Below are 20,853 nucleotides of genomic sequence, written 5' to 3' on the forward strand. Positions count from 1 at the left end.
GCCCGCTCAACGACCGACGGATGGACGGGTCAGCGCCGGCCGCGACGGGTCGCGTCCTGCACCTCGCCGATGAGCTCCTCGATGATGTCCTCGAGGAACAGCACCGCGGTGGTGTCGCCCTCGGCGTTGCGGACCTGCGCGAGGTGACGCCCCGCGCGCCGCATCACGGCGAGCGCGTCCTCGAGATCGGTGGTCTCGAGGACCGGCACCATGTGGTGGATGCGCTTCGCCGGGATCGTACGCGCGACGTCGGTCGCGGCATCCGGCCCCTCCGCAGCCCTCAGGATGTCCTTGAGGTGCACGTAACCGAGCGGCGTGCCGTCGCCGTCCACGATCACGTACCGCGAGAAGCCGTGCTTCGCGACCGCGCGCTCGATCTCGTCGGGCGTGGTCGTGTGCGGCAGCGTCACGAGGTCGGCGAGCGGCACGGCGATCTCGGCGGCCTTCTTGTCGGTGAACTCGACGGCGGCCGCGACCGTGCCGGCCGCGTCGGCGAGCACGCCCTCGATGCGCGACTGGTTCACGATCGTGGCGACCTCCTCGAGCGTGAAGGTCGAGGCAGCCTCGTCCTTCGGCTCGACACGGAACAGCCGCACCACGTGGTTGGCGATCCAGTTGAGGCTCACGATCACGGGGTGGAACACCTTCGACACCCACACGAGCGGGGTCGCGAGCATCAGCACCGCGCGGTCGGGCACCGAGAACGCCAGGTTCTTCGGCACCATCTCGCCGAACACGACGTGCAGGTACGACACGATCAGCAGCGCGACGAAGAACGCGATCGCGTCGACCGCTCCTTCTGACCAGCCGGTGAGCGCGAGGGGCTCGGCGAGCAGGTGGTGGATCGCCGGCTCCGACACGTTCAGGATCAGCAGCGAGCAGATCGTGATGCCGAGCTGGCTCGTCGCGAGCATGAGCGTGGCGTGCTCCATCGCGTAGAGCGCGGTCTTGGCCGACCGCGAGCCCTTCTCGGCGAGCGGCTCGATCTGCGAGCGCCGGGCGGAGATGACAGCGAACTCCGCGCCGACGAAGAAGGCGTTCGCGATGAGCAGCACCACGAGCCATGCGAGTCCGGCCCAATCGTTCATCGGCGATCACCCCCTTCCGTCGTCGCTTCGTCGTGCGGCATCGGCGTCGGGGTGAAGCGCACCCGGTCGACGCGACGGCCGTCCATGCGCTGCACCTCGATGGTCCCGTCCTCGATCTCGATCGCGTCGCCCACGACGGGGATGCGCTCGAGCTCGCTCATGATGAATCCGCCGACCGTGTCGTAGACGTCGCCTTCGGGAATCCGGATGCCGGTGCGGTCGCGCACCTCGTCGGGTCGCAGCTCGCCCGGGAAGATGACCGAGTTCTCGGCGCGCACGATCCCGGCGCGGCGGCGGTCGTGCTCGTCGAGCACCTCGCCGACGATCTCCTCGACGAGGTCCTCGAGGGTGACGACACCGGCCGTCCCGCCGTACTCGTCGACGACGACGGCCATCTGGTATCCGCGGGCCCGCAGCTCCGAGACGAGTGCGTCGAGGTGCACGGCCTCCGGGATCCGCAGCGGTTCGGTGGCGAGCGCGGCGGCGGGCACGTCGGTGCGCCGCTCGCGCGGCACGCTGACCGCGGCCTTGAGATGCACGATGCCTGTGATGTCGTCCATCGAGTCGTCATAGACCGGGAAGCGGCTGTGGCCGGTACGTCGGGCGAGCTGGATGACGTCCTCGGCGGAGTCCTCGGCAGCGAGGGCGTGGATGCTGGGGCGCGGCGTCATGACGTCGGCCGCGCTGAGGCGCGCGAACGTGAGGCTGCGGTCGAGCAGCGAGGCGGTGTCCTCCTCGAGCACGCCCGCGCTCGCGGAGCGGCGCACGAGGCTCGACAGCTCCTCGGCCGTGCGGGCGCCCGAGAGCTCCTCCTTCGGCTCGATCCCCACCGAGCGCAGCACGCCGTTGGCGGAGCCGTTGAGCACGACGATCGCCGGACGGAAGACCGTGGTGAACGCGACCTGGAACGGCATCACGAGCTTCGCCGTCTGCCGCGGGATCGCGAGGGCGAAGTTCTTCGGCACGAGCTCGCCGATGATCATCGAGAAGATCGTGGCGACAGAGACGGCGATGACGACGGCGAGCGGGCTGACGAGCCCTTCGGGGAGTCCCCACGCCGTGAAGACCGGTCGCAGGAGGTTCGAGATCGCCGGCTCCATCGTGTAACCGGTGAGCAGCGTCGTCAGCGTGATGCCGAGCTGCGCGCTGGAGAGGTGCGTCGAGGTGATCTTCAGCGCATTGATCGTCAGCGAGAGCCGGGTCTCGCCGGCAGCCTGGCGAGCCTCGAGGTCGGCGCGGTCGAGGTTGACCAGCGCGAACTCGCTCGCGACGAAGAGGCCGGTCCCGACCGTGAGCAGGAGCCCCACGCCCAACATGACGTAATCCATCACGCGTCACCCCCGATCGAACGGGAGGAGGGTCTGTGGGGCGATCGTCTGCAACTAGGAGGGTCGTCCATTGTGCCGACAAGTCTACGTCAGCGCTCGGCGCAGGCTGTAGCGCGTGTGCGCGCGACGGCGCGGATGCCGGAAACGACCGCGCGGGGTGGTCGCACGGCCCGCCTGCCCTGGCTCACCAGCTGACGGGGAGCGCCTTGCCCTCGTCGTAGCCTGCGGCGGACTGCAGGCCCACGCGCGCGCGGTCGTGGAACTCGGCGACCGTCGACGCGCCGGCGTAGGTGAAGGAGGAGCGCACGCCCGACGTGATCATGTCGAGCAGGTCCTCGAGGCCCGGACGCAGGGGGTCGAGATAGATCTTCGACGACGAGATGCCCTCGGCGAAGAGCTCCTTGCGCGCGAGCTCGTACGGGTCGAGCCGCCCGAAGCGCTCGTGCACGGCCTTCGTCGAGGCCATGCCCCACGACTCCTTGTAGATGCGGCCGGCCGAGTCGGTCTGCAACTCCCCGGGCGCTTCGATCGTGCCCGCGAACCACGAGCCGATCATGACGGATGCCGCGCCCGCGGCGAGCGCGAGGGCGACGTCGCGCGGGTAGCGCACGCCTCCGTCGGCCCACACGTGCGCGCCCATGACACGCGCGGCCTCGGCCGTCTCGAGCACGGCCGAGAACTGCGGGCGGCCGACGGCGGTCATCATGCGCGTCGTGCACATGGCGCCCGGGCCTACGCCCACCTTGAGGATGTCGGCGCCGGACGTGACGAGGTCGTGCACGCCTTCGGCCGACACGATGTTGCCGGCGGCGATCGGGATGCCGAGGTCGAGATCCGCGACGGCGCGCAGGGCGCGCAGCATCCCTTCCTGATGTCCGTGTGCGGTGTCTACCACCAGCACGTCGACGCCGGCACCGGCGAGCGCCTGGGCCTTGGCGGCGACGTCGCCGTTGATGCCGATCGCCGCGGCGACGATGAGGCGACCCGACGCGTCGACCGCCGGCGTGTAGAGGGTGGAGCGCAGCGCGCTGCGGCGCGACAGCGTGCCGACGAGGTGGCCGTGGTCGAGCACGCAGACCGTCTCGGCATCGGCGGCGACGATCACGTCGAAGGCGTGGCGCGCGCTCTCGATGTCGACCGCGTCGACGGATGCCGTGCGCCCGCGGGTGAGGTCGCCGAGGCGTGCGTCGGGCAGGGCGGTGCCCAGGCGCGCGGCGGGCACCACGCCGAGGATGTCCTCGATGCCGATCGGGTCGTTCGAGGCGTCCGCCACGACGATCCCGTGACCGTCGGTGGCGGGCAGCAGCCGCGACGCGTCGGCGACGGTCGCATGGGGCGGCAGGACCAGCGGGGTGTCCCACGGCACCGGCTGAGCCTTGACCCACCGGATCGCGGCGTCGAGCTCCTGCAGGGGCATGTCCTGCGGCAGCACCCCCAGCCCGCCGCGGCGCGCGAGTGTCGCCGCCAGACGGGCGCCGGTGACGGAGTTCATGTTGGCCGAGACGATCGGAATCGTCGCGGTCGTCCCGTCACCCGGAGAGAGGTCGACGTCCAGCCGGCTGGTGATCGACGACCGCCGCGGGACGAGGAAGACATCGGAATACGTCAGGTCGACGTCTGGCTGATCGCCGTAGAACTCCATAGGCGCCAACAGTAGTGACACTTCCTGTGCAGGAAATGATGGGCGTTCTCTCAGCTGGTGAGAGGCGGGGCCGGATTCGCCGCCCCATACTGGGCTACGCTTAACAGTCGTGCGGGAGGGCGCATTGCGGCTCTCGGATGCTTCCCCAATCTTCATCGATGAAAGCAGGCGATCGAGCGTGTCGAGCCAGACGACGGGCATCGGAGTTTCGAACGAGGGAGAGTTCGGAGCCAACGAATGGCTCGTCGACGAACTGTACGAACAGTTCAAGATCGACCGGAACTCCGTCGACAAGGCATGGTGGCCGGTTCTCGAGGCCTACCACCCCGTCGATGAGGAAGGCGTCGCACCGCCGCCGTCGGTGCCGACCCAGCCCGTCTCGGAGGGCGCGAATCCGTCGGCGACGGCCCCCCAGTCCAGCGAGCCCCGGCCCGTCACGGCACCGATCCCCGTGATCGGCGCCCAGCCCGTCGCCCGCACGACCGCCCGTCCGGCCGCTCCGCAGCCGATCCCGGCGCAGGCGCCCAAGGTGCAGCCGTCCGCGGTCACGGAAGGCGCGGAAGACAAGGTCACGCCGCTGCGCGGCATGCCCAAGACGCTCGCGTCCAACATGGACGAGTCGCTCACCGTGCCCACCGCAACGAGCGTGCGCACCGTGCCGGCGAAGCTCATGATCGACAACCGCATCGTGATCAACAACCACATGTCGCGCACCCGCGGCGGCAAGGTGAGCTTCACGCACCTCATCGGCTGGGCGATCATCCGGGCGCTCAAGGAGTTCCCCAGCCAGAACGTGTTCTACGCCGAGGTCGACGGCAAGCCCTCCGTCGTCGCCCCCGCGCACGTGAACCTCGGCATCGCGATCGACCTCCCGAAGCCCGACGGCACCCGCGCCCTGCTCGTGCCGAGCATCAAGCGCGCCGACCAGCTCTCGTTCGGCGAGTACCTCACCACCTACGAAGACCTGGTCACCCGCGCGCGCAACAACAAGCTGACCGCCGCCGACTTCCAGGGCACGACGATCTCGCTCACCAACCCCGGCGGCATCGGCACGGTGCACTCGGTGCCGCGCCTCATGAAGGGGCAGGGATGCATCGTGGGCGCCGGTGCCCTCGAGTACCCCGCCGAGTTCCAGGGCGCGAGTGAGAAGACGCTCAACGAGATGGCGATCGGCAAGACGATCACGCTCACCAGCACGTACGACCACCGCGTCATCCAGGGCGCCGGCTCGGGCGAGTTCCTCAAGAAGGTGCACGAGCTGCTCATCGGCCAGCGCAACTTCTACGAAGACATCTTCGCCGCGCTGCGCATCCCCTACGCCCCGATCCACTGGGCCGCCGACATCAACGTCGACCTCGCCGAGCGCGTCGACAAGACGGCGCGCGTGCAGGAGCTCATCAACGCGTTCCGGGTGCGCGGCCACCTGATGGCCGACACCGACCCGCTCGAGTACGTCCAGCGCACCCACCCCGACCTCGAGATCGAGAGCCACGGGCTGACGTTCTGGGACCTCGACCGCGTCTTCGTCACCAACGGCTTCGGCGGCAAGCGCCAGATGAAGCTGCGCGACATCCTCGGTGTGCTGCGCGACTCGTACTGCCGCACGATCGGCATCGAGTACATGCACATCCAGGACCCCGAGCAGCGCAAGTGGTTCCAGGACAACGTCGAGGTCAAGTACCAGAAGCCCGGCCACGCCGAGCAGCTTCGCATCCTCGACAAGCTCAACCAGGCCGAGGCGTTCGAGACCTTCCTGCAGACCAAGTACGTCGGGCAAAAGCGCTTCAGTCTCGAGGGCGGCGAGTCGCTCATCCCGATGCTCGACGAGATCCTGCAGGGAGCGGCCGAGGCGGGCCTCGACGGCGCCGCCATCGGCATGGCCCACCGCGGCCGTCTCAACGTGCTCACCAACATCGCCGGGAAGACCTACGGTCAGGTCTTCCGCGAGTTCGAGGGCTCCGTCGCGATCGGCTCGAAGAGCGGATCGGGCGACGTGAAGTACCACCTCGGCACCGAAGGCACCTTCGTCGCCGACAGCGGCGCACAGCTTCCCGTCTACCTCGCGGCGAACCCCTCGCACCTCGAGACGGTCGACGGCGTGCTCGAGGGGATCGTCCGCGCCAAGCAGGACCGCAAGCCCATCGGCACCTTCTCATGGCTCCCGATCCTCGTGCACGGCGACGCCGCGTTCGCAGGACAGGGCGTGGTCGTCGAGACCCTGCAGATGTCGCAGCTGCGGGGTTACCGCACCGGCGGCACGGTCCACGTCGTGGTCAACAACCAGGTCGGCTTCACGACCACTCCGATCGACGCCCGCTCGTCGGTGTACGCCACCGATGTCGCCAAGTCCATCCAGGCGCCGGTCTTCCACGTGAACGGCGACGACCCCGAGGCCGTCACGCGTGTGTCGCAGCTCGCGTTCGCCTACCGCGAGCGCTTCCATCGCGACGCCGTCATCGACCTCGTCTGCTACCGCCGCCGCGGTCACAACGAGGGCGACGACCCGTCGATGACGCAGCCCCTCATGACGAACCTCATCGAGGCGAAGCGCTCCGTCCGCCGTCTGTACACCGAGGCCCTGGTCGGTCGCGGCGACATCACCGAGGAGGAGTACGAGAAGGCCAAGCAGGACTTCCAGGGCCGCCTCGAGGTCGCATTCGCCGAGACGCACGCCGCCGAGACCGGCTCGTCGACGGTGATCGACGCGGATGCCGCGGACGAGGGGCCCGCCGCGGGCGAGCCCGATACCACCGGCGTCTCGCGCGAGGTCGTCAACCTGATCGGCGATGCCTTCGTCAACAAGCCCGAGGGCTTCACCGTCCACACCAAGCTCCAGCAGCTGCTCGACAAGCGCCTCGACATGAGCCGGAACGGCTCGATCGACTGGGGCTTCGGCGAGCTGCTCGCCTTCGGCTCGCTGCTGCTCGAGAAGACGAACGTCCGCCTGGCCGGCCAGGACGCCCGGCGCGGCACGTTCGTGCAGCGCCACTCGGTGCTCCACGACCGCGCCAACGGGCAGGAGTGGATCCCGCTCGCGAACCTTGCCGACGACCAGGGCCGCTTCTGGGTGTACGACTCGCTTCTGAGCGAGTACGCCGCGATGGCGTTCGAGTACGGCTACTCGGTCGAGCGGGCCGACTCGCTCGTGTTGTGGGAGGCGCAGTTCGGCGACTTCGCCAACGGCGCACAGTCGGTCATCGACGAGTTCATCTCCTCGGCCGAGCAGAAGTGGGGACAGCAGTCCAGCGTCGCCCTGCTCCTCCCCCACGGCTACGAAGGCCAGGGGCCCGACCACTCGTCGGCTCGCATCGAGCGCTACCTGCAGATGTGCGCGCAGGACAACATGACGGTCGCCCGTCCGTCGACGCCCGCGTCGTACTTCCACCTGCTGCGCCGCCAGGCGTACGCTCGCCCGCGCCGCCCGCTCATCGTGTTCACGCCGAAGGCGATGCTGCGACTGCGCGGCGCGACGAGCCCGGTCGAGGACTTCCTGACGGGTCGTTTCGAGCCGGTGCTCGACGACAACCGCGGCATCGACAAGTCCGCCGTCAAGCGCGTGCTGCTGCACTCCGGCAAGATCCACTGGGATCTGCGGGCCGAGCTCGACAAGAACCCGAACCCCGAGATCGCCCTGGTGCGCCTCGAGCAGTTCTACCCGACGCCGGCCGAGGCCCTGAACACGGTCATCGAGCAGTACCCCGACGCCGAGCTGGTGTGGGTGCAGGACGAGCCCGAGAACCAGGGCGCCTGGCCCTTCATGGCCCTCGAGGTGAGCAAGCACCTCCGCGGCCGCACGATCCGCCGCGTGTCGCGTGCCGCCGCCGCGTCGACGGCGACGGGTTCGCCGAAGGTCCACGCCGCCGAGCAGGCCGAGATCATGAAGAAGGCGCTGACGCTCTAGTCAGTCCGCGCCGGTCACGTCGGCCCTGGGAGCGCCCGCTTCCAGGGCCGACGTGCGTCCGGCACCCACCAGGGCGTCCGGTGCCGTCTTCACCTCGGCATCGGCGTCCTGCGGCTGCGCCGCCCGTCCGCGACGAAGGCGCCGCACGACGGTGACGATGACCGCGGCGAGCGCGAGCACCACGGCCGGAAGCAGCGAGCCGATCGCGAGCACGAGCATGCCCGCGCACAGCACCGCCGCGAGCACCGCCATCCACCAGCCCGCAGTGCCCCGGCGAAGCAGCCGCACCGCGGCGACCATGCCGACCGCGTAGATCGCGACCATGCTGCTCGTGTGCACGAGGATGAACGGGGTCAGTTCGAGTCCGGACAGCAGCACGAGCGAGAAGTAGACGAGCACCACCGCACCGATGAGTGCGAGTGCGCGGCGCGGCACTCCCCCGGCCTCGGCTCCGGCCGAGAACCAGCGGGGCAGGTCGCGATTGACGGCGAGGGATGCTGCGAGCTTCGCGAACGCCGCGAGGTAGGCGTTCATGACGCCAAGGGCCACGATCCCGGCGATGATGCCCACGGCCGCGGCGCCGAGACCCGGCGAGCCCAGCCGGGCGAGCTCGAGGAGCGGGACCGCGCCGTCGCCGGCGGCCGCGCCGAGCGCACCGACCGTCACGATCTGCAGCACGAGGTAGCAGAGACCGGTGACGACGAGGGCGATGGCCGTGCCGATCGGGATCGCGCGGCGCGGATTGCGGAACTCACCGGAGATGTGCGTACCGACCTCCCACCCGGCGAACGCCCACACGAACAGGCTGATCGCGGTGCCCACTCCCGCCCAGCCGTTCGGGAGGAACGGCTGGAAGTTCTGCGGTTCGACGGCCGGGGCGGCGAGCGAGACGACCCCGACGACCACGGCGAGCAGCAACGCCGTCAGCACGAACTGCACCCAGCCGGCGACGCGCACGCCGAAGGCGTTCGCGGCGAACGGCGGCACGAGGATCGCGGACGCGATCACGGGCACCATCGCCCGGTCGATCCCGGCCACGGCGACGACGTACTCACCGCCGAGCACGGCGACGACGGGTGCGCCGGCACACACGCCGAACATGAACCAGTAGCCCGTCATGCGCGCCGCGGTGCCGCCCAGGGCGCGACGCACATAGCTGGCGACGCCACCCGGGTCGGGATACCGGGCGGCGAGCACGGCGAAGGTGCCTGCGAGCGGGATCGAGAGCCCGATCACGGCGATCACGGCCACGATGCTCGCAGGACCGGCCGCCTCGGCGGCGAGTCCGGGCAGCACCAGCAGGCCGGTGCCGAGCACCGATGCGATGTACAGGGCGGTGCCCTGCACGACGCCGAGCGTGCCGTGGGTGCGCGCAGCGGGGTGAGGCGAGGTCATCCGTCCAGTCTTGCGCCGGCCTGTGACAGCGCGCTGGCGGGCATCGGACGTCGTTCTGCGGATTCCTGCCAACGTCAGATCGGCTCGACGCGGGCGCGTTCGAAGGCGGCGGCCGCGGCATCCGTGGATCGCATCCGATCCGTCGCGACCAGGCCGAGACGGGTGCGGCGGTCGAGCAGATCGTCGACGGCGAGCGCGCCCTCGACGGCCACGCCCCAGTGCAGCTCCTGGGCGGTCACCCCGCACGCGGCGTCGGCTCCGTCGGGCAGCGTGGCGGCGAACGGGGCTTCGGCACCGTACCGGCGGACGAACCGCGCCGGCGCGGCGATCTCGTCCAGCCGCGCGCGGGGCCACGCTCCGACGAGCGGGATCCGCCGCGTCGCCGATGCCGGCAGTGCGGCGCTCGCGAACCGCCGGGCGACGACGGCGTCGACGGCGTCCTCCGCCATGCGCCGGTAGGTCGTGAGCTTGCCGCCGACGACGCTCAGTACACCCGAGGGTCCCTCCAGGATGGCGTGACGCCGCGAGAGGTCGCTCGTGTCCTCACTGTCGTCGACGCTTGCGGCGACACCGCGACCGGGCGCGCCTCCGGCGAGCAGCGGCCGCAGTCCCGCGAAGGTCGCAATCACGTCGTCGCGGCTGAGCGGGCCGGCCAGCACCGTGTTGACGGTGGAGAGCAGCATGTCGATCTCGGCGTCGGTCGCCTGCGGCTCGTCCGGCAGCGCGCCGTCGGCGGGAACGTCGGTCAGCCCGATGTAGGTGCGCCCGTGCGGCGCGGGCAGAGTGAAGACGAATCGGCTCGACGAGCCCGGAACCGGCACCGTGAGCGAGACGTCCGCTCCGCCGAGCCGTTCCGACGAGACCACGAGGTGCGTTCCACGGCTCGGGCGCAGCCGCACGCTGGGGTCGAGCTCGCCCGCCCAGACGCCCGTCGCGCTCACGACGGTGCGAGCGTGCACCGTGAGCTCGGACCCCGTCACGACGTCACGGAGGACGGCGCCGTCGCCGTCGGCGGACACCGCTTCGACCCGAGTGAGGACGGATGCCCCGTACCCCGCCGCCGTCCGTGCGATCGCGACCACCAGGCGTGCGTCGTCGAGCAGCTGCCCGTCCCACCCGCGTACGCCGCCGCGCAGGTCGTCCGCGCGGACCGCGGGAGCGCGCCGCAGGGTCTCCTCGGGCCCGATCAGGCTCGGCGACGCGAGCACGACCGCGGGTGTGCCGACGAAGCGCCGCAGGCCGTCGCCGAGGCCGTAGCCGGCGCCGACGAACGCCCCGCGTGTGACGTGCCCAGGGGCGTACAGCGGGACGATCTGCGCGAGCGGGCGCGTGAGGTGCGGCGCGAGGCGCGTCATGAGGAGGTGGCGCTCGGCGGCGCTCTCGTGTGCGATGCCGAGCTGCCCCGAGGCGAGGTAGCGCAGTCCGCCGTGGATGAGCTTGGAGCTCCAGCGACTCGTGCCGTGGGCCAGGTCGTGGCGCTCTACGAGCACGGTCCGCAGACCGCGGGCGGCGGCATCCAGCGCGATCCCGGTGCCCGTCGCGCCGCCGCCGATCACGAGGACATCGACGACCGGGTCGGCGGCCAGCGCGTCGAGTTCCCGAGCCCGCCGGCCGGCGCTCAGCGCCGACGGGTGCGGGGTGCGGCCGACGATGCGCGGCATCAGCGCGGATCCGGAGTGAGGTAGCCGCGGAGCGCAGCGCCGAGCTCGGCGCGCCAGGCGTCGGCGGGGAGCCACTCCGCCACCAGCGGCGCGGACTGCACGGCTGATTGCGTGATGAGCAGGACCATCGCCGCGAGCCGGACGGGGTCGCCGGCGCGCACGGCTCCCGTCGTCTGTCCCGCCGCGATCCGCCGGGCGATCTCGGCGTGCATCGCCCGTTGGCTCGTGCCCAGGCGGTCGAGGATGTAGCGCGCGAACAGCTCGGGGTCGGTGTCGCGCAGGCGGTCCACCAGCGGCATGCGGCGGATGCGGTCGGCGGTCTCGACGAGAAGGTCGACCATGCCGGCGAGATCGGCGGGGTGGGCAGCACCCGTCGGAAGAGCGGCGACGAGCTCGCGCGTCACGAGTGCGGCGAAGATGGCCTGCGCGTCGGGCCAGTACCGGTACAGGGTCTGCCGTGCGATGCCGCAGCGCCGGGCGATGTCGGAGGCGGTCGTGCGGCGGATGCCGTGCGCGAGCACCTCTTCCAGTGCGGCGTCGAGGATCGCCGTCTCGGTCGCGTTCGCCCCGTCAGCCATGTGACAACCATACAGAATGTGTCATACTGTCGCCATGACCGCGACGGCGCACCCGGGTTCACCCCCTCGTCCCCTGGCGGTCCCTCCGCCGCGCCCGCGATCGGCGTGGGACGCGTGGGGCACGGAGCCCGCGCGGCTCCCGGCCGGCGCGAAGGCGATCATGGCGACGCTTCTGCCGGGCAAGGCGCATCCCGTCGCCCGAAGAGACCGCCCGGTGCTCACGCGCTCACGGCTGCGCGACGCCGACCTCGCCGCGCTGGCGGACGTCGTCGACGGCGACCACGTCACGCGCGACGACACCGTGCGCACATGGCATCTCGGCGGCAAGAGCACGCCCGACCTCCTGCGCCGGCGGCTGGACGAGCCGCAGACCGCGCCCGACGCGGTCGCCTCGCCCGCCGACCACGTCGAGGTCGCCGCACTGCTCGCGGCATGCACGCGACTCGGTCTCGCCGTCGTGCCCTTCGGCGGCGGCACGTCGGTCGTCGGGGGCGTCGACCCTGTCGCGGGCGCGCACCGCGCCGTGATCGCCCTCGATCTCGTCCGCACCGCGGCACTCCTCGATCTCGACGAGACGTCCCTGCTCGCGACCTTCGGCGCCGGCACGACGGGCCCCCAGGCCGAAGAGCTGCTGCGCCCGCACGGCCTCACCCTCGGGCACTTCCCGCAGAGCTTCGAGTTCGCGTCGCTCGGCGGGTACGCGGCCACGCGCTCGAGCGGCCAGGCCTCACGCGGCTACGGCCGGTTCGACGACCTCGTCCACGGGCTCCGCGTCGCGACGCCCGGAGGCGACCTCCACCTGGGCCGAGCGCCGGCGAGCGCAGCGGGTCCCGACCTGCGGCAGCTGTTCCTCGGGTCGGAGGGTGCGCTCGGCGTGCTCACCGAGGTCACCGTGCGCATCCGCCCGATCCCGGCGGCGACCGAGTACGGCGCCTGGAGCTTCCCCGACTTCGCGTCCGGAGCGGCGGCCTTCCGGGAGGCCACGCAGCGCGGCATCCGTCCCACCGTCCTCCGACTGAGCGACGAGACCGAGACGCGCGTCAATGCCGTGATGGGCGGGCACATCACGCGGCTGCGCGGATGCCTCGCCATCGCGACCTTCGAGGGCGCGACCGCGGGCGAGGCGCAGGCCGTACGCGCCGCGCTCGACGGCATCTTCGCCGCCCACGGAGCCACGTCGCGAGGAGAGGATCCCGCCCGCTCGTGGGAGCGCGGCCGCTTCGCCTCACCCGCCCTGCGCGACACGCTGATGGACTCCGGCATCCTCGCCGAGACGCTCGAGACGGCGACCACGTGGGCGGGGCTGCCCGCGCTGAAGTCCGCCGTGACCACCGCCCTCGTCGACGCGCTCACGCGCACCGGCACCAAGCCGATCGTGCTGTGCCACATCTCGCACGTCTACCCGGCGGGCGCGTCGCTCTACTTCACCGTCGTCGCCGCGCTGACCGCCGATCCGCTCGCGCAGTGGGAGGGGGCGAAGGATGCCGCGTCCCGCGCCATCATGGACGCGGGAGGCACCATCACCCACCATCACGCCGTCGGTCGCGACCACCGCGATCACCTCGAGGCCGAGATCGGCCCGCTCGGGGTCGAGATCCTGCGGGCGGTGAAGGCCGTCGTGGATCCTGCAGGCATCATGAACCCCGGTGCTCTCCTCCCTGCCGACGGCCTGGACTCCGGCACGTGAGCGTCGCACTGCTGGTGAATCCGGCGGCACGCGGCGGGGGCCACACCGGAGCGGCCGTGCACGCCGCCGACCGCCTCCGCGCCCACGGCGTGAAGACGGCGATCATCAGCGGCGGCAGCGCGGCCGAGTCCACCGAGCTGCTGCGCGCCGCGATCGCGCTCGGCACCGATGCGGTGGCGGTCGCCGGAGGCGACGGCACGGTCAACCTCGCGATCCAGGAGATCGCGGGCACCGGCATCCCGCTCGGCATCATCCCCTCGGGCACCGGAAACGACTTCGCCACCGCGCTCGGCCTGCGAGAGCTCGACGTCACGGCCGCCGCCGACGCGATCGCCGCCGGGACGACGCGCACGGTCGACCTCGCACGCGTGACGCGGGAGGACGGGTCCTCGGCGTACTTCGGCACGGTGCTGGCGAGCGGCTTCGACTCGAAGGTGAACGACCGCGCGAACGCCATGCGCTGGCCTCGCGGCGGCTCGCGCTACAACATCGCGCTGCTGCTCGAGTTCGCGACGCTCACCGGGATCCCCTACGAGGTCGAGCTCGAGCTGGCCGACGGGACGCGCGAGCACGTCGCCGGCGACCTCGTGATGGCGACGGTGGGAAACGGCCGCACCTATGGCGGCGGCATCCCGATCTGTCCCGACGCCGATCCGGCCGACGGACTGCTCGATGTCGTGCTCGTGCGCCCCGCCGGGCGTCTGCGGTTGCTGCGACTGCTGCCGCGCGTGTACGCGGGCACCCATGGGACGATCCCCGAGGTGGCGATGCGCCGCGTGCGGTCGGCGCGCCTGTCCGCGCCGGGCGTCACCGCCTACGCCGACGGCGATCCGATCGGCGCGCTGCCGCTCACGATCGACGTGGCGGCCCGGGCGCTCACTGTGTTCGCGCCGCCTGCGCAGCCGCCCGACGGGTGACGCACGGCCGGCGCGCCCGCGGGTGTCTCAGTGCGTGGCCTGGACGGCCCGGATCTTGGCCAGGACCTGGTCTCGGAGCTCCTCGGGAGCGGTCTCCTTGCACGCGCGCGCCACGACCTCGGTGAGGGTGGTCGCGACGAGCGCCTCGTCACGGCATCCGGTGCAGTTCTCGAGGTGCTCCGCGATGTCGGTGTGCTTCGTCTTGCACACCTCGTTGCGCAGGTACTCCTCCAGGTCGCGCCGCGCCTTCTCGCAGCCGCAGTCCGTCATTTCTTGCTCCTCGTGGCGGCAGTGTCGATGCCGCGCTCATTCGCGTAGTCGGCCAGCAGTTCACGCAGCATCCGCCTGCCACGGTGCAGACGGCTCATGACCGTGCCGATCGGGGTCTTCATGATGTCGGCGATCTCCTGGTAGGCGAAGCCCTCGACGTCTGCGAGGTACACCGCCAGCCGGAAGTCCTCCGGGATGGATTGCAGCGCGTCTTTGACCGCCGACGCGGGCATGTGGTCGATCGCCTCGGCCTCGGCCGAGCGCGTGCTCGTGGCCGTGGTGGACTCGGCCCCGCCGAGCTGCCAGTCCTCGAGGTCGTCGATCGTGCCCTGGTAGGGCTCGCGCTGCTTCTTGCGGTAGGTGTTGATGTACGTGTTCGTCAGGATGCGGTAGAGCCACGCCTTCAGATTGGTCCCCTGCGTGAAGGTCTTCCACGAGGCGAATGCCTTGACGAAGGTCTCCTGCACGAGGTCGGCCGCGTCCGCCGGGTTGCGCGTCATGCGCATCGCGGCGGCATACAGCTGGTCCATGAAGGGCAGCGCCTGCTCTTCGAACTGTCCGCGCGCGTCCTGCACCTGCTCGATCGGCTCGCTCATCACGCGCCAGTCTACGGCGACGGGCCCCATGTCATCCGAGGGGTCCGGCAGGGGTGCCTCGGTATCGAGGCGCTCGAGGGTGGCGATCATCCGACTCCGCTTCCGTGACGTCTTTCCCGGCCGTGGGGACGGGGTTCAGTAGGGTAGAACCCGATGACAGGCAGAGGCTATTCCCCTTCCGCCGCGGCCGGTGGGCGCGGCCCCTGGCGCGCGCCTGTGGCGGCGGGTCCGCTGCACGCGACGGTGACCGTCCCGGGGTCGAAGTCCCTCACCAATCGCGAGCTGATCCTCGCCTCGCTGGCCGACGGTCCGAGCCGCCTCATCGCACCGCTGCACTCCGACGACTCGGCGCGCATGATCGAGGCGCTGAAGGCTCTCGGAGTCGGCATCAGCCTCGAGCCGGGCGCCGGGCGCTTCGGCGACGACATCATCGTCACGCCGGTCTGGCCCCTGCGCGGCGACACCATCGTCGACTGCGGGCAGGCGGGCACCGTCATGCGGTTCGTGGCCGGCCTGGGTGGCTTCGCCCGCGGCGACGTCACGATCACCGCCCACGAGAGCGCACTGCACCGCCCCATGGGCGCGATGATCACCGCTCTGCGCGACGTCGGCGTCGACATCGACGACGGCGGCCGGTGGGCTCTCCCCTTCATCGTCCGGGGCCACGGCCACACGCGCGGCGGCGAAGTGACGATCGACGCGAGCGCATCCAGCCAATTCGTCTCCGGCCTGCTGCTCGCCGCACCCCGCTTCGACGTCGGCCTGCACCTCCACCACTCGGGCGCGCGACTGCCCAGCATCCCGCACATCGACATGACGGTCGAAGCCCTCGCGCACCGCGGCGTCCACGTCGAGCGACCCGCGCAGGGCGAATGGATCGTCCCCGCCGGGCCGGTCCGGGGCAAGGACGTGGCGATCGAACCCGACCTCTCCAACGCCGCACCGTTCCTCGCCGCCGCCATGCTGGCGGGCGGCTCGGTGTCCGTCACCGGCTGGCCGGCGCACTCGACGCAGCCCGGCGCCATGCTGACCGACATCCTGTCCCTCATGGGCGCCCGGGTTCAGCGCCGCGGCGGGGCACTCACGGTGACGGCAGGGGCTGCGGGCATCCAGGGCGTCGACCTCGACCTGTCGGCAGCCGGCGAGCTCACGCCCACGATCTTCGCCCTCGCGGCGTTCGCCGAGACGCCGTCGACACTGCACGGCATCGGGCACATCCGCGGCCACGAGACCGACCGCATCGCAGCGCTCGTCGGAGAGCTGCGCGGTCTCGGCGGCGAGGCCGACGAGCTCCCCGACGGCATCCGCATCGTGCCCCGGCCGCTGCACGGCGGCGCGTGGCACGCGCACCACGACCACCGGATGGCGACCACCGGTGCGCTGATCGGCCTGGCCGTGCCGGGCGTCGAGGTCGACGACATCGGTACGACCGCCAAGACGATGCCCGAGTTCCCCGAGCTCTGGCAGGCCATGCTCGACGACGACGGCTCGGCCGCCGGCCATCACGCGGAGACGATGCGGGCATCGTGAGCTGGCTCGACGATTCCGACGAGGACGACGAACCCGAGTTCGACGAGGCCGACGTGCGCGTCCGGCCCAACCCGAAGGCGAATCGGCCGCGCACGAAGCGCCGACCTGCCCACTCCGACGCCCGCATCGCGCGCGTGCTCGGCGTCGACCGCGGGCGGTACACCGTGCTCGTCGACGAGGACGGCCCCGGCGAACTCGCGATCTCGGCGGTACGGGCACGGGAACTGCGCAAGACCCCGATCGTGACGGGCGACCGTGCGCGGGTCGTCGGCGATACGAGCGGCGACCAGGGAACGCTGTCACGCATCGTCGGCATCGAGGACCGCACATCGCTGCTGCGGCGCAGTGCCGACGACACCGACCAGGTCGAGCGGGTCATCGTCGCCAACGCCGACCAGATGCTCGTCGTCGTCGCCGCCGCCGATCCGGAGCCGCGCGCAAGGCTCGTCGACCGCTACCTGGTCGCGGCGCTGGATGCCGGCATCCGTCCCCTCCTCGTCGTCACGAAGACCGACCTCGCCGACCCGTCCCGGTTCCTCGCGCACTTCGACGGGCTCGACCTCGAGGTGTTCACGAGCGCCCTCGGCACCGAGGACGATCCGGCGGCCGGCATGCCGCTCGACCGCATCGGCGCCGCGCTGATCGGCCACTCCACCGTGTTCGTGGGCCACTCCGGAGTGGGAAAGTCCACGCTGGTGAACGCGCTCGTGCCCGAGGCTCGGCGCGCGACCGGGCATGTGAACGAGGTGACCGGCCGCGGACGCCACACCTCGAGCTCCACCGTGTCGCTGCGCTACCGCGGCCGCGGCGGCAACGGATGGGTCATCGACACCCCCGGTGTGCGCTCGTTCGGCCTCGGACACGTCGACCCGTCCAACATCCTGCGCGCGTTCACCGACCTGGCCGAGATCGCAGAGGAGTGCCCGCGCGGGTGCACGCACCTGACCGACGCGCCGGACTGCGCGATCGTCGAGGCGGTCGCCGAAGGGCGTCTCGGACCCGGCGGCGAGGCGCGGCTCGACTCGCTGCAGCGTCTGCTCGAGACGTTCGCCAAGCGCGACGCCACCGCTCAGCGCGACGGCGCATAGGGTGGAGGCGTGACCACGCGCCTCGAACCCGGCTCCCCCGCGCCCGACTTCACCCTCGTCGACCAGGACGACCGCCCCGTCTCGCTCGGGTCGCTGCGCGGCCAGGGCGTGGTGCTGTTCTTCTACCCGGAGGCCATGACCCCCGGCTGCACGACCGAGGCGTGCGACTTCCGCGACAGCCTCGCCCCGCTGCAGGCCGCCGGATATGCGGTGCTCGGCATCTCGCGCGACGAACCCGCGAAGCTCCGCCGCTTCCGTGAGCGCGATTCCCTCACGTTCGACCTGCTGAGCGACCCCGACCACGCGGTGCACGATGCGTACGGCGCATGGGGTGAGAAGCTCAACTACGGCAAGAAGGTCACCGGCGTGCTGCGCTCGACCTTCGTCATCGGTGCCGACGGACGCATCGAGCACGCGCTCTACAACGTCAAGGCGACGGGCCACGTCGCCCGCGTCCGCAAGCTCGTCGGGCTCGACGCGGCCTGACCCGGTCGCGCGCGGCGGGGTGAGGTCAGCGACCCTCGCTCAGGCGGACCCACCGTCGGGCGACGACTCGGCGCGCGCACGGCGGCCGGCGTCACGCACGGCGAGGACGAGCAGCACGAGCACGATCAGCGCGGGCACGGCCAGCCACAGCGCGACGATCGGCTCGGCGTACGACCCCGTGGCCGCGCCGAGGGCGACCGCCAGGATCAGCAGCTGCAGCACGATCGCGCCCGAGCGGCCCCACGACTGATCCCGCCAGATCGCGACCGCGAACGCGATCACGATCGCCGCGCCGACCGCCGTCAGCACGAGCAGCGCGACCGCGGTGTCGATCACCGCCGTGTCGCCCGCAAAGAGGGCGACAACCTGCCACACGGTCAGCGCCACCAGCCCCAGTCCCTCGAGGCCGACGAGGAGGGCGGCGACGCGTCCGATCGTGTTTGTTCGCATACCTGACGTTCTTTCCAGTGGCCGGGCCGCAGATTGTGCGAACCCTCTATGTCGCAAAGGGAATACTCAGCAAGTTGCACAGAATCCTGCCGCTCATCCCTTGATTCGGGTAAACCGCTATGGGACGATTGGTGAAGCCGTGTGCTCCCACAGCGACGTGGGGCGAGCGAGTCGCTCGCACACCCCACAGGGTACCGGACCCGAATTCGGTGTCCTCACTCTCAGAACCCTCTCGTATCAAGGAGCACCACCATGGACTGGCGCGATAAGGCCGCCTGCCTGACTGTCGACCCCGAACTGTTCTTCCCCGTGGGGAACACCGGGCCGGCCGTCGATCAGATCGAGAAGGCCAAGTCGGTGTGTGCCCGCTGCACCGTGACCGAGATCTGCCTGCAGTACGCCCTTGAGACCGGCCAGGACTCCGGCGTGTGGGGCGGTCTCTCCGAAGACGAGCGTCGCGCTCTCAAGCGCCGCGCCGCACGCGCCCGCCGCGCCTCCTGACGCGAGCCGGCTCCCCCGGCTTCTCGCGCCCCGAGCCGACTTTCCGTTTGCCGAGAACAGGTGGTCTGGCGCACGCAGGACGATCCTCCGGGAAACAGCCTGTACACGCCGGAACACCTGTTTTCGGCAAGGGGACCAGACCTGTGCGCAGCCCGGGACCCGAGCGACGTCGCGCGCGAGCCGGATGGATTCAGCGGATGCCTCGGCCGAGGCATCCCGAAGCCGTCGACGGCCCCGCGCGGCGACTCAGTCGCGCGAGCGCTCGATGTAGCGCAGCGGGATGTCGATCGTGACCTCGGTGCCGCTGCCCATGATGGTGTGCCAGTCGATCGTGCCGCCGAGCTCGCCCTGGATGAGCGTGCGGACGATCTGCGTGCCGAGCCCGCGACCGACCTGACCCTCGGGCAGTCCGGAACCGGTGTCGCGCACGCGCACCTCGAGGCGCTCGTCGGTGCGCTCGGCGATGATCTCCACGTCGCCCTCCTGGCCGGCGAGCCCGTGTTCGACGGCGTTCGTGACGAGCTCGGTGAGCGCGAGCGCGAGCGGCGTCGCGTATTCGCTCGGAAGGGTGCCGAAGCGCCCCGTCGAGTGGGTCTTCGCGCGCGTGTTGGGTGCCGCGGCGACTTCGGCGACGAGCTTGAGCACGCGGTCGAAGACCTCGTCGAAGTCGACGTTCTGCGCGAGCCCCTCGGAGAGGGTGTCGTGCACCACCGCGATCGCCGAGACGCGGCGCATTGCCTGGGTCAGCGCCTCGCGCGCCTCCTCGCTATGGGAACGGCGCGCCTGGATGCGCAGCAGCGACGCGACGGTCTGCAGGTTGTTCTTGACGCGGTGGTGGATCTCACGGATCGTCGCATCCTTGGTGATGAGCTCCTGCTCCTGGTGGCGGATCTCGGTGACGTCTCGGCAGAGCACGATCGCCCCGATCCGCTTGCCGTGGTCGCGGAGCGGGATGGTGCGCAGCGACACCGTCACGCCACGCGCCTCGATGTCGGATCGCCACGGCGCGCGGCCTGTCACCACGACAGGCAGAGACTCGTCGAACTGGCGCTTGCCCGGCAGGATGCGCGTGACGACCTCCACCAGCGACTCTCCCTCGAGCTCGTCGTCGAAGCCGAGCCGGTTGAAGGCCGACAGCGCGTTGGGGCTCGCGAACGTCGTGATGCCGTCGACGTCGAGGCGCACGAGGCCGTCGGAGGCACGCGGAGCACCACGGCGGGGCGAGGTCGGCGCGGACATGTCGGGGAAGTCGCCGGTGGCCACCATGCCGAACAGCTCGTCGGCGCAGTCGTTGAACGTGATCTGCTGCCGGGACGGCGTGCGCGCCTCGCCCAGGTTGGTGTGGCGGGTCAGCACGCCGATGGTCTGCCGGCCGTTGCCGGAGCCGACCCGCACGACGGGCACGGCGCGCACGCGGGTCGGGGTCTCCTCGAACCAGTCGGGCGAGGCGGAGTCGACGATGCGACCCGTCGCGAAGGCGTCGCGCACCTGGGTGCGCCACTGCGGACGCACGCGGTCGCCCACGATGTCGCGATAGAAGAGCGTGGCGGCGCCACTGGGGCGCGTGTGCGCGACGGCGACGAAGGAGTCATCGGATGTCGGCACCCACAGCACGATGTCGGCGAAAGCCAGATCGGCGAGGAGCTGGCCGTCGCCCGCGAGACGGTGGAGCCACTCCACGTCCTCCGCACTCGAGCGGCCTTGGGCGTAGACGAGATCGCTGAGGGTCGACACG

At 71.1% G+C, this 20,853-nt stretch carries 16 protein-coding genes and 1 pseudogene; 7 read left to right on the forward strand and 10 right to left on the reverse strand.

Going from position 1 to position 20,853, the window contains the following annotated elements; translation table 11 throughout:
* Positions 1-29: 29 nt before the first annotated feature.
* The 3 genes from H9622_RS01040 to guaB1 form a co-directional block, all read right to left on the reverse strand.
* Positions 30-1,088, reverse strand: a complete 1,059-nt coding sequence (locus H9622_RS01040; RefSeq protein WP_191763405.1) for a hemolysin family protein — start codon at positions 1,086-1,088, stop codon at positions 30-32.
* Positions 1,085-2,416: a hemolysin family protein gene (locus H9622_RS01045; protein WP_191763407.1), complete on the reverse strand. Its 1,332-nt coding sequence runs from the start codon at positions 2,414-2,416 to the stop codon at positions 1,085-1,087. Before H9622_RS01045 ends, H9622_RS01040 begins: the two co-directional genes overlap by 4 nt.
* Positions 2,417-2,600: 184 nt before the next feature.
* Positions 2,601-4,058, reverse strand: a complete 1,458-nt coding sequence (guaB1, locus tag H9622_RS01050) for a GMP reductase (protein ID WP_191763410.1) — start codon at positions 4,056-4,058, stop codon at positions 2,601-2,603.
* Between the two features lie 178 nt (positions 4,059-4,236).
* On the opposite strand from guaB1, the gene H9622_RS01055 reads away from it, so the two are divergent.
* Positions 4,237-7,959: a multifunctional oxoglutarate decarboxylase/oxoglutarate dehydrogenase thiamine pyrophosphate-binding subunit/dihydrolipoyllysine-residue succinyltransferase subunit gene (locus H9622_RS01055; protein ID WP_191763412.1), complete on the forward strand. Its 3,723-nt coding sequence runs from the start codon at positions 4,237-4,239 to the stop codon at positions 7,957-7,959.
* Here H9622_RS01055 and H9622_RS01060 read toward each other — a convergent pair whose 3' ends face one another.
* The 3 genes and pseudogenes from H9622_RS01060 to H9622_RS01070 form a co-directional block, all read right to left on the reverse strand.
* On the reverse strand, positions 7,960-9,354 hold the full coding sequence (locus H9622_RS01060) for an APC family permease (RefSeq protein ID WP_191763414.1): 1,395 nt from the start codon (positions 9,352-9,354) through the stop codon (positions 7,960-7,962).
* A 74-nt stretch (positions 9,355-9,428) separates the two neighbouring features.
* Positions 9,429-11,015 (reverse strand): glycerol-3-phosphate dehydrogenase/oxidase, encoded by a 1,587-nt coding sequence (locus H9622_RS01065; protein ID WP_191763416.1) that lies wholly within the window; start codon positions 11,013-11,015, stop codon positions 9,429-9,431.
* Positions 11,015-11,566: pseudogene (locus tag H9622_RS01070) on the reverse strand (TetR/AcrR family transcriptional regulator); the annotation flags it as partial. The gene H9622_RS01065 and the pseudogene H9622_RS01070, both read right to left, overlap by 1 nt.
* 187 nt (positions 11,567-11,753) lie before the next feature.
* Here H9622_RS01070 and H9622_RS01075 point away from each other — a divergent pair.
* Together H9622_RS01075 and H9622_RS01080 are read left to right on the forward strand one after the other, a co-directional pair.
* Positions 11,754-13,280, forward strand: coding sequence for an FAD-binding oxidoreductase (locus H9622_RS01075; RefSeq protein ID WP_225221511.1), 1,527 nt, complete (start codon positions 11,754-11,756; stop codon positions 13,278-13,280).
* A complete protein-coding gene (locus H9622_RS01080; RefSeq protein ID WP_191763422.1) occupies positions 13,277-14,197 on the forward strand; it encodes a diacylglycerol kinase in 921 nt (306 codons plus the stop codon). The genes H9622_RS01075 and H9622_RS01080 overlap by 4 nt, the downstream gene beginning before the upstream one ends.
* Positions 14,198-14,224: 27 nt before the next feature.
* Here H9622_RS01080 and H9622_RS01085 read toward each other — a convergent pair whose 3' ends face one another.
* On the reverse strand, positions 14,225-14,467 hold the full coding sequence (locus tag H9622_RS01085) for an alpha-ketoglutarate decarboxylase (protein ID WP_191763424.1): 243 nt from the start codon (positions 14,465-14,467) through the stop codon (positions 14,225-14,227).
* The gene (locus H9622_RS01090; RefSeq protein ID WP_191765495.1) at positions 14,464-15,093 is read right to left on the reverse strand and encodes a sigma-70 family RNA polymerase sigma factor; all 630 of its coding nucleotides are present in this window, start codon (positions 15,091-15,093) and stop codon (positions 14,464-14,466) included. The genes H9622_RS01085 and H9622_RS01090 overlap by 4 nt, the downstream gene beginning before the upstream one ends.
* 123 nt (positions 15,094-15,216) lie before the next feature.
* On the opposite strand from H9622_RS01090, the gene aroA reads away from it, so the two are divergent.
* Genes aroA through bcp form a run of 3 tightly spaced genes read left to right on the forward strand, consistent with a single transcriptional unit; the run spans position 15,217 to position 18,167 of the window.
* Positions 15,217-16,593, forward strand: coding sequence for a 3-phosphoshikimate 1-carboxyvinyltransferase (gene aroA, locus H9622_RS01095; RefSeq protein ID WP_191763426.1), 1,377 nt, complete (start codon positions 15,217-15,219; stop codon positions 16,591-16,593).
* Entirely contained in the window at positions 16,590-17,681 is a 1,092-nt protein-coding gene (gene rsgA, locus H9622_RS01100; protein WP_191763428.1) for a ribosome small subunit-dependent GTPase A, read from the forward strand. The genes aroA and rsgA overlap by 4 nt, the downstream gene beginning before the upstream one ends.
* Before the next feature lie 9 nt (positions 17,682-17,690).
* On the forward strand, positions 17,691-18,167 hold the full coding sequence (bcp, locus tag H9622_RS01105; RefSeq protein WP_191763430.1) for a thioredoxin-dependent thiol peroxidase: 477 nt from the start codon (positions 17,691-17,693) through the stop codon (positions 18,165-18,167).
* A 39-nt stretch (positions 18,168-18,206) separates the two neighbouring features.
* Here the strand turns inward: bcp and H9622_RS01110 are convergent, their stop codons facing one another.
* Positions 18,207-18,617 carry a histidine kinase gene (locus H9622_RS01110; RefSeq protein WP_191763432.1) on the reverse strand — a complete coding sequence of 137 codons (411 nt, stop codon included), beginning with the start codon at positions 18,615-18,617 and terminating at the stop codon, positions 18,207-18,209.
* 252 nt (positions 18,618-18,869) lie between these two features.
* Between H9622_RS01110 and H9622_RS01115 the strand changes: the two genes are divergently transcribed.
* Positions 18,870-19,118 (forward strand): WhiB family transcriptional regulator, encoded by a 249-nt coding sequence (locus H9622_RS01115; protein WP_018171995.1) that lies wholly within the window; start codon positions 18,870-18,872, stop codon positions 19,116-19,118.
* A gap of 246 nt (positions 19,119-19,364) precedes the next feature.
* On the opposite strand, the gene H9622_RS01120 is transcribed toward H9622_RS01115, so the two are convergent.
* Positions 19,365-20,852: a sensor histidine kinase gene (locus tag H9622_RS01120; RefSeq protein ID WP_191763434.1), complete on the reverse strand. Its 1,488-nt coding sequence runs from the start codon at positions 20,850-20,852 to the stop codon at positions 19,365-19,367.
* Position 20,853 lies beyond the last annotated feature (1 nt).

Source organism: Microbacterium gallinarum (genome assembly GCF_014837165.1).
Lineage (GTDB): Bacteria > Actinomycetota > Actinomycetes > Actinomycetales > Microbacteriaceae > Microbacterium > Microbacterium gallinarum.